The organism is Mammaliicoccus sp. RAM2, from assembly GCF_045897195.1.
Lineage (GTDB): Bacteria > Bacillota > Bacilli > Staphylococcales > Staphylococcaceae > Mammaliicoccus > Mammaliicoccus sciuri.
Genome location: NZ_JBJNWI010000003.1, coordinates 313,355 through 327,986, shown reverse-complemented (window position 1 = coordinate 327,986; position 14,632 = coordinate 313,355). Strand labels below are relative to the sequence as shown.

The following is a 14,632-nucleotide window of genomic DNA, read 5'->3' as shown; positions in this document are numbered from 1 at the left end:
TCAATTTACATTGTATTTGTTACAATAGTAAAAACATGTATATAACTTATTTAAAATTATTTAGCGAATATATTATAAATTTATAAGGGGTGATTCTTTTGAAGAAGCAGCTGTTCTCTGGCCTTGTACTTATGTCTGTAGTGGCATTAAGTGGTTGTAGTTTTAGTATTGGTGGAGATTCGAATGATGGCAAGTCATCTGAAAATGCTCAAAAGGGTGAATCACAAGATAATCAGTCTAATGAATCATCAAACAATGAGGATAATAGTAATGAAAGTGGCATTAAAGATGAATCGAATATCACTGAACAACAGAGTATTGCGATGGCTATGTTAGATCCTAGTGTTGAAGATGATATTGTAACAGGTGATGAATTATTATCTGGAAAATATACGCAAACTTTTGGAGCTGGAGAGAAGAAAGAACGTAATATTGATACGTTAGAACTTGCTGAAAGTCCGGAACTAAATAAGATGAAAAACAAACCAAATGGTATGAAGTTCTATAGTTTGAATGCTACTAAAGGTAGCTATGCGACAATAGTCGGTGTAAATAAGGATGAAGTTGTATATATTAAAACTCAAAGTGCTGTTCAAGATTTTAATGATGTAATAGATGATGGAACAGTAGATCGTTTGAACATTGCTGATTTATATAAGAAATATAAAGATAATCGCAAAGTTTCTAATGTAGCAAGTAAGATTGAGTATGTAGATCCATTACCTTCTAATGATGATTCAGATGATAATAAGACTTCTAACGAGAATGTAAATAGTGATGAATACTATGCAAAGGTATGGTTAACGGCTTTACCGAGTTATCGAAATATGGATGAAAGTGAAATGAATGCAGAGCTTGAATTTAATAATCTTGAGGGTGAGTATTTAAATCCATACAACAAAGCTAATACGGTGAAATATCCTAAAGGTGTGTATCGTTTAGCAGGTTCTCCTACTGCTGCTGGACATGTTGTGTATAAAAATAATGGAGATGGTACGATTTCTATTTATAATGTGCCTTCACATTTTCATGATGAAAGATGGACTGAAGATGATGAGTACTCTCAACAAGAATCTGAAAAGATTTTAAACAATCCGAAAGTCATTAAGCTTTATGATGCGTCTGACGAACAAATAGCAAGAACTGTGAAAATGTTTGATGGCACGTCTTCTATAGATGATGGTGCTGATTCAGATGATGATAGTAATTCTGAAAAAGTAACACGAGAGAATGTTATTGATAAAGTAGAATCGTATGAAGATGAAACGTTAGATACAGATAAATATACGTTTAAAGAACCTGAGAAGACAGATGAAGGTAAGTGGGGCTTCTCATTTGAAGATAAAGATGGCAATTTAGCAGGTTCTTATATTATAGACGATGACGGTAAAGTGACTGAGTATGATGAAGATGGAGAAGAAGTCGGATCAGGATATTAATATATTGAAAGACCTTTGAGCGTAACGTTCAAAGGTCTTTTTATTATACTAATAAATATTTTTTTAAAGCTTTATGTGATGTGTAACTTCTGTTTAATTGTCCTTTATTGCAACTTATTGTAGACTATATGTAAGCGCTTACTAAATACAAGTATTTTAATATAGTAAATATGAGGAGAATATATATGAAGGATAAAGTGATCATTGTAACGGGTGGTAGCAGTGGTATGGGTAAAGCGATGGCAACGAGATTTGCAGCAGATGGTGCAAAAGTTGTCATAACTGGACGCTCACTTGAAAGGCTTGAAGAAGCGAAAAAGGATATAGAACAAGAAGAAGGACAAGTATTATGTATTGATATGGACGTACGTGATCCAGAACGCGTTCAGTATACAGTAGATGAAACGATTAAAACATTTGGTAAAATAGACGGATTAGTCAATAATGCAGCAGGAAATTTTATTTGTGCAGCTGAAGATTTATCTTATAACGGTTGGAATTCAGTTATTGATATTGTATTAAATGGGACTTTTTATTGTTCGCAAGCAGTAGGTAAAGAATGGATTAAGGGTGGTCATAAAGGTCGTATATTGAATATTGTAGCAACATATTCATGGACAGCTGGTGCAGGAGTTATACATTCAGCAAGTGCCAAAGCAGGTGTGCTTGCTATGACGAGAACATTAGCAGTTGAATGGGGAAGTAAATACGGTATTACAGTTAATGCCATTGCACCTGGACCGATTGATAATACAGGTGGTGCTAAGAAGTTAACGTTATCTGAAGATGCCAGACAACAAACGTTAGATAGTGTTCCTGTAGGTAGAATGGGCCAACCTGAAGAAATTGCAGGATTAGCAAGATTTTTATTCTCGGATGAAGCGGCTTATATCAATGGCGATTGTATCACAATGGATGGCGGTCAGTGGTTAAATCGAAATCCATTTTAATATTAAATAACCTTTCACCTCGATTGTATTGAAGGTGAAAGGTTATTTTTTATACGATACTTAACATACGTTCTAATGATTGTTTCGCGAAATGAGATGTTTCTTTATCTACTTTAATAATGTTTGATCGCTCTCCGGCAATAATTTTATCTAAACACCATGCGAGATGAGGTAAGTCAATTCTATTCATTGTTAAGCAAGAACACATAAGTGGATTAAGTGATTCAATCGTAATATCCGTATAGGTCTCCTTTAAACGTTGTACGAGGTTCATCTCAGTACCAATCACCCAATGAGAACCTTTTGGCGCATTTTTTATTGTGTCGATAATATATTTAGTTGAACCTGCATAGTCTGCCATTTGTACGATATCAAATTGGCATTCTGGATGTACAATAACATTCACGTCTGGGTCTTTTTTTCTCGCTTGATCTATATGAATGGGATAGAACTTTTCATGAACAGAGCAATGTCCCTTCCATAAGATGATTCTAATATCTTCATCACGACCATCGAAGTCTAGTTTCTTTTGTATTGGATCCCAGACAGCCATTTCCTCAAGTTTGATACCTAATTTATAAGCGGTATTACGACCTAAATGTTGATCAGGCAAAAATAATATACGTTTATCTTGATCTAAAGCCCATTGAATCACACTGTCAGCATTACCACTTGTTACACAAGAACCACCATTTGCTCCGACGAATTTCTTGATTGCAGCAGTCGAATTCACATAAGTAAGCGGTAGAATATTATCACCTAAACGATTCGTTAATATGTCATAACCATGAAGTGCTTGTTCGATATTTGCCATATCTGCCATAGAGCAACCAGCAGATAAATCAGGTAAGTAAATATCTTGATTATCGTCAGTCAAGATGTCAGCAGTTTCAGCCATAAAATGAACACCATTAAAGACGAAATATTGAGCCTTTGTATTCTCTTTACAAATACGTGCGAGTTCAAGAGAGTCACCCATAATGTCAGCAAATTGCGCAACTTCATTTTTTTGATAGTGATGCGTTGGCATAAACAAACGATCACCTAGTGAAGCTTTAATAGATTTAATTTTGTCTTCCAGTTCTTTATGAGACATTTTTATGTACTTTTCAGGGATAGATTGCGCATTCTCAATTGTGAGATTAAACATTTATATAACCACCTTTGCAGAGATATCTAATGCATGTTGCTCATAAAATAACGAACCTATAGAAATATAATCGACACCCGTTTCAGCGTAATCAACAACATTATTAATATTGATGTTACCCGATGCTTCAGTTTGTATATGTTCAGGCACTTTCGTGATATGTGCTTTAATCCAATCTGGTTTGCAATTATCAAACATGATGATATTCACATTGGATAAAATGGCTTCATCTAAAGTATGTTCATCTTCAATTTCTATTTCGATTTTATCCATTGGTCCGATATGTTGCTTAGCTTTAGAAACAAGTTCACGAATCGATGGACTGAAACTGATATGGTTGTCCTTTAACATTAATCCATCATTCAGCGTTCGACGGTGATTATAGCCACCACCAATAAATACTGAATGTTTCTCAAACATACCTAATCCTGGCGTTGTCTTTCTCGTATCTACAATTTTGACGTTTGTATGCTGAACCTTTTGGACGATTTCATGTGTAGCTGTAGCGATACCTGACATTCTTTGAATTAAATTTAAAGTGATGCGTTCCATCGTCAAGAGTGTCGAAATGCTACCTTTAATAACAGCGAGCTTCTGACCTTTCTCTAAGAACGTACCGTCTTGAACGAACAAAGTGGTCGTAATAGCATCATCAAGCAGTTTAAAACTTTCTTGAATGATCATTTCACCACAAAATATGCCTTCTGATTTACTTAAAATTGTTAATGTACCTTGTTGAGTGGCGTCGAATAAGCTTGAAGACAAATCACCATAATGGTTATCTTCAAGGTAAAATTGTTTGAGTTTTTCTTGGACGTATAACTTGTTTAGCATGAATTGAATCCTCCATTAGTATTTCGATATCAGTATGTTGTAGTGTTGATTCAGTATTCGGATAATCTAATCTATAGTGGACACCGCGTGATTCTAAACGACTTAAAGCTGATATAGAGATCATTTCTAAAGTCTTTACTTCTATATATTTCTGCCAATCTGATTGAGTCCATTCAGCTAAAGTCATCGCATTGCTAAGACAATCTTTTATTGAATTTAAGTAAGCTGTAATGTCTGTACCATTACGCTCTATACCTAACACTTTAAAAGTTTGTTGACGAAAATATTGTATGTCTTCATCAATTATTTTAGGAATATGTCGTTGCTCAGATTCGCTAATATGAATATCTCTTATTTCAGATTGATAAATAGCTTCCCCACAAAGATGTCCCATAACAAGTGCTTCAAGTAAGGAATTACTTGCTAAACGATTTGCACCATGAAAATTTGTATTACTCGCTTCCCCTATAACGTAAAAGTGGCTCAAGTTCGTTCGACCATAAATATCTGTTTTTACGCCACCCATTGTATAGTGTGCACCAGGTGTAATAGGAATGAGATGGTTCGCATATTCATCTGGAAAATGTTCAATGACGTTTTGATAAATCGTTGGAAATCTATTAGAAAATGCTTCAACTTGTTCGATATTAATAAAGCATTGATGACCAAGTTGCTGTTGCTGAAAGATGGCTCTACTTGTCACATCTCTAGGAGCGAGACTGCCTAAAGGATGTTTATCTTCCATAAAGTGATCCCCAAGGCTACTGACTAAAATACCACCATGCCCCCTTACTGCTTCAGAAACTAAACCGTATGTTTGTCCAGGCTTACCGAGTAAAGTCGGATGAAATTGAATCATTTCCATATGCCTTAATGGAATGCCGTGATGATGCGCGATAACATGCCCTGAACTTATTGAACTGGATGCGCCTGAATGAGTAGGGAATAAATTGCTGTAACCACCTGTAGCCAAAATGACATCATGGGCTATGATATCAAGTTGTTGTCCATGTTTATTAAGTGCACGTACACCACAAACAGCATGTTCTGTATCTTTCAACAAATCGATTACTTCAGTTTCTTCATAAATCTTAATATGCTTGGATGATAATTCATTCATCAAATGGTGCGTTAAATATTTACCCGTTTGATCACCACCAATATGTAAAATCCGAGGGCGAGTGTGCGCACCTTCCATCGCAAAATCCAAATCATGTTGATTTGTAATCGTATCAAAATTCAATCCATTTTGAATGAGTTGCTCAATGTAAAGATGACTATGTTGGATGATGGATTGTATGACATCAATATCTCCAAGTTCATTGCCAGCTTTATACGTATCTACAATATGCGCATGACCATTGTCATGTTCGTATTGAGAACAACAAATTCCGCCTTGAGCTAGTGAACTATTATGTTTATTTAGTTTATCTTTCGTAATGCAATGAATTTCAGTTTGCTCATTAAATGATTGTATAGCTGCTAATGCAGCGATGCCAGAACCTACTACAATGACTTTTCTCAAAGTTTACACCTTACTTTACATATATGTTATCATTTTATATACAATATATTGACACAAAGAAACGTAAATAACAAGAGGGGGATTATAATTGATTTATTTAGATAACGCATCAACTACAATGGTTGATGGCCAAGTGATGGATGTCTATCAAGATATACAGCGTGAAGCATATTACAATAGCGAAAGTTTACATATAGGTGGTGTACATACTAGACAGTTGTTGAATGAGTGTAAACAATTTATAAAGGATTACTTCTCAACAGATAAAGAAGTGATTTATACAAGAAGTGGTTCTCATGCAAATGAAATTGCGATACATAGTTTTTTGAAAGAGAAGGAGGGCGGTAAAGTACTCGTTTCACCTTATGAACACCCCTCTATACATGCTGCTTTAGAAATTTATCAAGATGATTTTGATATCATTATGTTGCCTTTAGACAACAATGGCGAAATAGATTTAGAACAGACGACTGACTTAATGACGGATGATGTTGTGCTCATCATTGCTCAACATGTTAATTCTGAGACTGGATATATATTACCTGTTGAAGAATTGAGTCAAATGGCACAGGATAACAATATTTCAATGCATGTTGATGGCGTACAAGCAGTTCATAAATTAAAGGATATTAATGTAAAATGGTTCAGTTCATATGCATTTTCAGGTCATAAGTTTCACGGTACTAAAGGTTCAGGTGTGTTAATGATTAATCATGAGTATGTAAAGCCTTTAAATCAACATTACTTTCATGAAATGTATACACAAAATGGTACAATAGATTCACCAAGTATTATCGCGATGACAAAAGCATTATCAATATCACCAAGTATTGAACATATGCAAAATTTACAACAATACTTCATCGAACAATTAAGTGACTTGTCATTTACACCTATTGTTTACAAAGCGCAAGCACCACATATTATTGCAGTATTAACACCGATATATGAAGGGCAATATATTATGCAATATTTGTCGAATAGAAATATATGTGTTTCGACAGGCACTGCATGTGGTCATGGCGCATTGTTAAGTAGTGGTCTACAAGTTAAAATAGATTCAATACCTGAGAAAACGTATGACCAATATATACGTTTGTCTATTGGGAAATTTACGACTAGAAATGACATAGATACTTGTTTGCACCATTTAAAAACAGCTATAAGAGGAGATTAGTGAAATGAATAACCCTTTTAAAAGAAGAGAGCAAATTTTACAATTACTCGAATCTTCAGATGAACCAATCAGCGGTAAACAATTGAGTCAACAATTTGATGTTTCGAGACAAATTATTGTGAAAGATATTTCTATATTGAAATCACAAAATTATAATATTGATTCAACAAGTCGTGGTTATGTTGTTAATAATGTACAATGTGGTAAAAGATATAAACGTGTCATTGTTTGCCAACATGATAATGACAGAATGGAAGAAGAGTTAAAGCTTATATTGGATAATGGGGCAATGATTGATGATGTTGCAATTGATCATCCTGTATATGGTAGTATTAAAGCAGATTTAATGATTGAAACGTATGAAGATTTATCAAAATTCATTAGTGAAATGGAAAAGTTTGAAGGACAAATGTTAGCGCACTTAACAGATAACCTTCATTTACATACGATTTCTGCACATACTGAAAAGATTTTAGACAATGCTGTAAGAGATTTAAAAGAACACCAATTTATTGTAGAATAACCAACAATATACCTCCGTATAATTTGCTTAATGTAAAATTATACGGAGGTATATTATTTAGATATATTAAAAAGAAAAATTAGAATTTTTAGAATTCTTACTACTATTTTATGGGAATATGTATATAATGTATATAGATTATATAAATAAGGGGGATTTTTTAAAGTGAATTTATTTATGAAAAAGTTATCAGTTGCTTCATTAAGTGCTCTGATTGTACTACCTGCATTTGCTACTCAAGCATCTGCAAATAGTGTCGCACCAAATGAAGACAGGTTACTCGAAACATTAGAAAAAGAAGGTGTCATTGAATCAACTGAAACACCTGAACAGAAAAACAAGAAAATCAGAGAGTATATGGATGGTAAAGGTGAGCAATATCATCAAAAATACATACCGAATAAAGGGCTTTTTGATAAGAAATACAACAAGGGGAACAATGGTAAGCGTTTAGAACCATTAAATAAGAATCAAAAAGAAATGTATAAAAAGAAAAACAACGGTAAACGTGTTGATAATGTTGAAGAAGAAAAATATAAAGGTAAAGTACGACAAGATAAAGTGTTAGTATTAGCGATGGAATTTCCAGATTATCCTCATAGTTCGATTACAAAAGATGAAACGGATATGTACTATGATGATTACCCAGTTTCTCATTTTCAAGATATGGTATTTGGAGAAAATGGCTATAAAGGTCCAAATGGCGAGAATTTAATGAGTATGAAACAGTATTACAAAAACCAATCTGGTGGTAGTTATGATATAGATGGAAAAGTGCATGGTTGGTATAAAGCTAAACATCCTGCAAGTTATTATGGTGGGAATGTGCCAGACGAAAGTGGCAGCGATGGTAAACCGAAAGAATTGATTAAAGAAGCGCTAGAACAAGCAGCGAAAGATCCAGATATTAATTTAAGTGATTATGACCAATGGGATCGTGATGATATTGATGGTGATGGTGTTTATGATGAGAAAGATGGTATCATTGATCACATTATGATTGTACACTCTGGTCCTGGTGAAGAAGCGGGTGGCGGTAAATTAGGAACAGATGCCATTTGGTCACATAGATGGTCACTTGATTTTGATGATAAAGGTGAACCTTACACAATTCCTGGTACTGATTCAGGGCTTGATCAATTTGATGGGAAATTAGCAGCAATTGATTACACCGTTCAACCTGAAGATGGTGCAGCAGGTGTGTTCTCTCATGAATTTGGACACGACTTAGGATTACCAGATGAATATGATACTGAGTATTCAGGTAAAGGTGAACCCGTTTCATTCTGGTCTATTATGTCATCAGGTAGTTGGGCAGGTACTGTTCCAGGTACTGAACCGACTGGATTTGATCCATACATGAAAGAAATGCTTCAACAATTACATGGTGGTAATTGGCAAACAGGTAATGAAATCAATGCATCTGAATTTAAAGGTGAAACGTCAGAACTTATAGATGAAGCCTCTACTAAAGGCACAAACAATGATGCGATAAAAGTTAAGCTCCCTGACAAATCGACTTTAATTCAAAAGCCAATTCAAGGTAAGAAAGCATACTGGAGTGGTGCAGATGATGATTCTCAATATTCTATGGAAACTGCATTAGATTTAAGTTCTGCTAAATCAAGTACGCTAAAATTTAAGACTTGGTATGATATAGAACAAGGATTTGACTATGGTTATGTTCAAGTATCTACTGACGATGGTCAAAATTGGGAAAACGTAGCAGGTAATATTACGAACAATGATGACCCATCAGAGAGTGGACAGAACCAAGGTAATGGTATTGATGGTCAGTCTGAAGGATATGTTAATGCTAAATTTGATTTATCAAAATATGATGGTAAAAAAGTAAAATTAAGATTCTTATATGTAACAGATAAATTTGAAACAAACCCAGGTTGGTTTGTCGATAAAGTTAAAGTAACTTCAGAAGATGGACAAAACATCTTCAGTGATAATGCAGAAGGTAAAGCGAAATTTGATTTACAAGGCTTCGAACAAAGTGATGGTAATAGATATGATGAGAACTACTATTTATTACAATGGAGAAACTTTACAGGACCAGATAAAGGATTACAACACATTAAACGCGGTGGCGGAACGATGTCTTACAACAAAGGTTTAACAGTTTGGTACGTTGATAAGAGTTTCTCAGATAACAACGTAAGTTCTCATCAAGGACAAGGTTTCATAAGCGTTGTAGATGCTGACCAAAATGCATTGAATTGGAAGAAGAAAGGTGTAGCTGATGATCCAGCAACAACACAATTCCAAATTAGAGACGCAGCATTTAGTTTAGATCATCAACCAAAATTAAAATTGAAAAACGAAGAGGGCTATAAACTACACGATAATAAAACGAAGAAAAACCCTGTATTCGATGATAGTCAAGATTACTCAAACCAAGGACAAAAAGATGCAGGCGTATTATTACCGAATAATGGCTTGAAATTTGAAGTATCAGCAAAAAGTAAAGACAACTCAGTCGGTAAAGTAAAAATTACAAAATAAATAAAAAAACAGGAACGCCAATGGGTGTTCCTGTTTTTGGAAATTAATAATTTACCGCACGACACGATATGTTTAATTTTCATTAATCATAAATATAACCTATAATAAAGGTGAATTTAATCTAATGAAAAGGGTGATTATTGTGGATGTAAGATTTCCAATTGGAGAATTAGAATTACCTGAAAAAGTAACAATGAATGATATTAATCAGTGGTTAGATGAGATTGGTAATTACGCAAATCGATTAAGAAAAGTTGTTGATGGATTAAACGACGAAGCATTAAAGAAAAAGTACAGAGAAGGTAGTTGGACAGTTAGACAGCTTGTCCATCATATAGCTGATTCTCAACTTAATATGTATCAACGTTTGAAGATTGCTTTGACTGATGATAGAAAGCCGACAATAGTTGGTTTTGATCAAGAAAAATGGATTGAATTACCAGATAATGAATTACCTATCGAATGTTCACTTAGAATGTTAGAAGGTATTAATGAACGGATAGTTGCAGTTGGACGAAGTTTATCTGAAGAACAACTGAAACGCGCATTCATTCATGAAGATAATGGTGAAACAACAGTAGCCTTTAAAATCGCAAAATTATCATGGCACGAAGAACATCATTTAGCACATATTAAATTAGCTTTAAGTAATTAATCATAATACCGTCCAAATTATATTTGGATGGTATTTTTTATATTAAAAAATGTTAATTAATATTCTGAAAATTTTTAAAATAGTCTATTGCGAATATTTATAAAAACGCTTACAATAATAAAATACAATAGAGGGGGTACAACATCATGAATTTGGCAATACTTGGATTCATAATGGTAATCATTTTTATGATTCTCATTATGAGCAAAAAGATGTCAGCTTTAGCAGCATTAATTATAGTGCCAACAGTTTTCGGACTGATTGGAGGATTTTATTCAAAATTAGGCGAATATATGGTGGATGGACTATTAACAGTGGCACCAACGGGTATTATGCTCGTATTCGCAATTTTATACTTTGGGGTTATGATTGACGCAGGATTATTTAATCCTGTTATTGAAGCAATTATGAAAGCTGTTAAAGGAGATCCAGTTAAGATTACTATTGGAACAGTTGCTTTAGCATCATTAGTTGCGTTAGATGGAGATGGCACGACAACATTTATAATTACCGTTACGGCTATGCTTCCTTTATATAAGAAAATGGGCATGAACTTATACATATTATCAACGTTAGCATTACTATCTATTGGCGTTATGAATATGACACCATGGGGTGGACCAACTGCTAGAGCGATTTCTTCGCTACAGTTAACGACTGAAGAAGTATTCACACCGATTATTCCAGTAATGATAGCTGGTATACTATTTTCCGTATTTTCAGCTTATGTATTAGGTGTTAAAGAAAGAAAAAGAGTCGGTATTAAAAATCATTTAAGTTTAACACTTGATGAAATGCATAATTCTAATGGTACAGATGAAGATGAAAAAGCATTATTAAGACCAAAAATTGTGATTGTTAATGCACTTTTAACAATATTATTATTAATCGCATTGATTACAAGTTTCTTACCAATTCCAGTATTATTCATGATTGGTTTTGCAATTGCATTACTAATCAATTATCCAAGCCTTGAAGTGCAATCTGAATTGATTAAACGTCATGCAGGCAATGTATTAGCAGTTGTAGGGTTAGTGTTTGCTTCTGGAATTTTCACAGGGGTTATGAATGGTACAGAAATGGTAGATGAGATGGCAAAAGCATTAGTAAATGTTATTCCTGAATCAATGGGGAATCACTTTGCACTCATCACAGCAATCTTAAGTATGCCATTCACATATTTTATGGCCAATGATCCATTTTATTATGGTATATTGCCAATCTTAGCAGAGTCTGCCCAACAATTCGGTGTAGCAAAAGCTGAAATGGCAAGAGCATCGATACTCGGACAACCATTACACGTATTAAGTCCGCTTTACGCCGCCGGTTATTTATTAGTCGGTATGTTAGGCATAGATTATGGTACAAACCAAAAAGTTGTTATGAAGTGGGCAATAGGTTCCTCAGTGTTTATGATATTTGTTGCTGGAATAATAGGCGTTATTTCGTTTTAATTAAAGATTCATTATATATTAAACTCAGAAATCTAATAAATAGGATTTCTGAGTTTTTTTAGTGGAATAAAGTATCGGTATTCCAATAGGATAACACAGGGGAAAGTTGACGATACAAGATATAGCAGTTATCAAAAGTTACAATGATTACCAAGTCGATAATGACGAATAGTGTTTGTTTAGAATAACATGAATCAATACATAATTACTTTAATTTTAAAATAAAATACCTTATATAACTTTAAAAAAATCTTTGAATTTACAGTTTTTATAGTGTATATTGAAGATAATTATTTTAAACTTCAAGAGGTGATAATATGATTTCTATTAATTCTAATTTATTGGATTCAATTGTAAAAGGTATTGTTGCAGGATATAAGGATTATATTGAGGTTAGAAAAGAGAAAGAAAATGAAATGTATATTAGTGATGCTTATGCTCACGTAAAGTCTAATCATATTGAGAATCAAGTATATAGACATATAGATGAATATTGTGGATTTATTAAACAAAATGCTGGGCCAGCTTGGAAATTTTTAAAATTCAACACAATTGAGAATCAGGGTAACAGGAAAGTGAGTTTTATCTTTAAGAATGAAAGGTATTTTGATGAGAAGAATGTCACTTATGGTAAGAATGCATTAAATGATAAAGAGACTAAGGAGAAAAAATATTTAAAAGATTTAATGAATGACAATTATGGATTAAATTTTGAAAAAATTAAAACAATAAGTGAAGAACCTTATCAACTTGATGCTGATAGAGTACTTTTTGATGATATTAGAAATGAAGATAATAGTGATGGTCATATATTTACTATTGTTACATATGGTATTGATGTTATAACGAGACAGTTAAATTCTGTGAAATTATGGATCCCAAATCCGGAAGATAATACTGCAGTATTATTTCAGGATTTAACTGACTATTTATTGAATTTAATTAAAAATGAGGAACAATATTTTATTGATTATAAAGATTTAGAAGTGCTTAAATCTGATAGAGAGTTAGAAGAAGGAATTGTAGATATTGAAAAAGAATTTAGATATAGTCTTACAGAAGAAGATGAAGATGAATCTAATAAAGATTAAGGAATAGGTGAAAAGAATGTTTATAGGTAGCAATCTTGAGTGTGTGAGAACACTTAATGGATATAGCCGGAAAGAACTTGCTGAAAAGGTTAGTGTAAGTGAGCAAGCTATATGGCAGTATGAAGTGAAAAATATGATGCCTGAAATTAATAAGATATATGAATTGTCAAACTTATTTAATGTGCAAACAAGTTATTTTATAAGTGATCAACCTAAGATACTTAAGGAAAAATCTGTTGAAAAACAAACAATCGCGTTCAGAGCTGTGAGCTATAAGGTATCTACTAAGTTATTAAACAAACAACATTATCAGGCTAATTATGTGTCGAATTTAACCAATTATTTACTAGCATATGTTAAATCACCATTAATGGAAATAAAAGCTTTGATTGATGAGTTGGATGACTTGATAGAATCTTTAGAGGATTTAGATCGCATTAAAATTATAAAAAAATGTGCAAGTATAAGTAGGAAAAAATTATTAGGAAACTGTAGTAATAATCATTTATTGTTTAATTTAGAAAAATCAGGCATCATGATATTTGAAAAAAATATTGATAATGATGCTGATGCATTTAGTTTTTGGTCAAATCGTGAAATACCATATATTATATTAGGTAATAACAAAGGCATAGCTGTAAGAAGGAATTTTGATATAGCGCATGAACTATGCCATATACTTTTACACAGACACATTCAGTTTGATAATTTGTCACAAGCGGAGTATAAACAATTAGAAAATGAAGCTAATATTTTTGCAGCTGAGTTTTTATTACCAGAAGCTGAGTTTATAGAAGATTTTAATAAGCTTACTAAAAAATCTAATCCAGATCATATGAAAATATTAAAAGAAAAGTGGTTTGTTTCGATACAATCTATAGAATTGAGAGCTTATTATTTAGGATTATTGACTGAAACTCAAAATAGATATTTTTGGGAATCTGTAAATAAAAAGGGTTATAGACGAAAAGAGCCACTTGATGAGGAAATCAAGTTATCAAAACCAGTTAAAATAAATAGTTTATTAGATTTTTACTTTAAAGAGAAGGTTATGACACCAGAATTTTTATTAAATGACTTAAAAGTAAGTCCAAAATTTTTAAATGAAATCGCAAATATAGATACACGACTCATTGATAAATATATGGACGTAGAATCAGATAAAGAACGTAATGTCATCTCGCATTTATTTAAATAATAAATAGAAGTTAAAAAACTACTCATTTACAAATTATGGAATATTTCATATAATGAATACATAACATAATTTCCATAGGCATCACCAAACCCCCTTACTAGTTGCGTAGTAAGGGGGTTATT

At 33.0% G+C, this 14,632-nt stretch carries 12 protein-coding genes; 9 read left to right on the top strand and 3 right to left on the bottom strand.

Features of this window, described 5'->3' with window-relative positions; translation table 11 throughout:
- Window positions 1-98 precede the first annotated feature (98 nt).
- On the top strand, window positions 99-1,439 hold the full coding sequence (locus ACJTHF_RS06660; RefSeq protein ID WP_324289439.1) for a hypothetical protein: 1,341 nt from the start codon (window positions 99-101) through the stop codon (window positions 1,437-1,439).
- Between the two features lie 185 nt (window positions 1,440-1,624).
- Window positions 1,625-2,389 (top strand): 2,4-dienoyl-CoA reductase, encoded by a 765-nt coding sequence (fadH, locus tag ACJTHF_RS06655; RefSeq protein WP_107603321.1) that lies wholly within the window; start codon window positions 1,625-1,627, stop codon window positions 2,387-2,389.
- Between the two features lie 49 nt (window positions 2,390-2,438).
- On the opposite strand, the gene nadA is transcribed toward fadH, so the two are convergent.
- The 3 genes from nadA to ACJTHF_RS06640 are packed head-to-tail and all read right to left on the bottom strand — an operon-like array spanning window position 2,439 to window position 5,898.
- Entirely contained in the window at window positions 2,439-3,539 is a 1,101-nt protein-coding gene (gene nadA / locus ACJTHF_RS06650) for a quinolinate synthase NadA (RefSeq protein ID WP_084756095.1), read from the bottom strand.
- Window positions 3,540-4,373, bottom strand: a complete 834-nt coding sequence (gene nadC, locus ACJTHF_RS06645) for a carboxylating nicotinate-nucleotide diphosphorylase (protein ID WP_107609156.1) — start codon at window positions 4,371-4,373, stop codon at window positions 3,540-3,542.
- On the bottom strand, window positions 4,324-5,898 hold the full coding sequence (locus ACJTHF_RS06640) for an L-aspartate oxidase (RefSeq protein WP_107609157.1): 1,575 nt from the start codon (window positions 5,896-5,898) through the stop codon (window positions 4,324-4,326). The genes nadC and ACJTHF_RS06640 overlap by 50 nt, the downstream gene beginning before the upstream one ends.
- A gap of 88 nt (window positions 5,899-5,986) precedes the next feature.
- Here ACJTHF_RS06640 and ACJTHF_RS06635 point away from each other — a divergent pair, with 88 nt between their 5' ends.
- From ACJTHF_RS06635 to ACJTHF_RS06605, 7 genes are all read left to right on the top strand, one after another.
- Complete coding sequence (locus ACJTHF_RS06635; protein WP_232156943.1) at window positions 5,987-7,075, top strand: cysteine desulfurase family protein; 1,089 nt, start codon at window positions 5,987-5,989, stop codon at window positions 7,073-7,075.
- A gap of 4 nt (window positions 7,076-7,079) precedes the next feature.
- A complete protein-coding gene (locus ACJTHF_RS06630) occupies window positions 7,080-7,598 on the top strand; it encodes a transcription repressor NadR (RefSeq protein WP_025907553.1) in 519 nt (172 codons plus the stop codon).
- Window positions 7,599-7,775: 177 nt separating this feature from the next.
- Window positions 7,776-10,112 carry an immune inhibitor A domain-containing protein gene (locus ACJTHF_RS06625; RefSeq protein WP_107609159.1) on the top strand — a complete coding sequence of 779 codons (2,337 nt, stop codon included), beginning with the start codon at window positions 7,776-7,778 and terminating at the stop codon, window positions 10,110-10,112.
- Window positions 10,113-10,254: 142 nt separating this feature from the next.
- Window positions 10,255-10,767: a YfiT family bacillithiol transferase gene (locus ACJTHF_RS06620; RefSeq protein WP_058591960.1), complete on the top strand. Its 513-nt coding sequence runs from the start codon at window positions 10,255-10,257 to the stop codon at window positions 10,765-10,767.
- Between the two features lie 146 nt (window positions 10,768-10,913).
- Entirely contained in the window at window positions 10,914-12,221 is a 1,308-nt protein-coding gene (locus tag ACJTHF_RS06615) for a CitMHS family transporter (RefSeq protein WP_107609099.1), read from the top strand.
- Between the two features lie 317 nt (window positions 12,222-12,538).
- On the top strand, window positions 12,539-13,312 hold the full coding sequence (locus ACJTHF_RS06610) for a hypothetical protein (protein ID WP_181294792.1): 774 nt from the start codon (window positions 12,539-12,541) through the stop codon (window positions 13,310-13,312).
- Window positions 13,313-13,328: 16 nt separating this feature from the next.
- Window positions 13,329-14,510 (top strand): helix-turn-helix domain-containing protein, encoded by a 1,182-nt coding sequence (locus ACJTHF_RS06605; protein WP_058591905.1) that lies wholly within the window; start codon window positions 13,329-13,331, stop codon window positions 14,508-14,510.
- Window positions 14,511-14,632 lie beyond the last annotated feature (122 nt).

Excerpts from the sequence above, each read along its gene's own strand:
- ACJTHF_RS06615 (WP_107609099.1), top strand. The coding sequence starts at position 10,914 with ATGAATTTGGCAATACTTGGATTCATAATGGTAATCATTTTTATGATT.
- ACJTHF_RS06625 (WP_107609159.1), top strand. The coding sequence starts at position 7,776 with ATGAAAAAGTTATCAGTTGCTTCATTAAGTGCTCTGATTGTACTACCT.
- nadC (WP_107609156.1), bottom strand. The coding sequence starts at position 4,373 with ATGCTAAACAAGTTATACGTCCAAGAAAAACTCAAACAATTTTACCTT.
- ACJTHF_RS06605 (WP_058591905.1), top strand. The coding sequence starts at position 13,329 with ATGTTTATAGGTAGCAATCTTGAGTGTGTGAGAACACTTAATGGATAT.
- ACJTHF_RS06630 (WP_025907553.1), top strand. The coding sequence starts at position 7,080 with ATGAATAACCCTTTTAAAAGAAGAGAGCAAATTTTACAATTACTCGAA.
- fadH (WP_107603321.1), top strand. The coding sequence starts at position 1,625 with ATGAAGGATAAAGTGATCATTGTAACGGGTGGTAGCAGTGGTATGGGT.
- nadA (WP_084756095.1), bottom strand. The coding sequence starts at position 3,539 with ATGTTTAATCTCACAATTGAGAATGCGCAATCTATCCCTGAAAAGTAC.
- ACJTHF_RS06610 (WP_181294792.1), top strand. The coding sequence starts at position 12,539 with ATGATTTCTATTAATTCTAATTTATTGGATTCAATTGTAAAAGGTATT.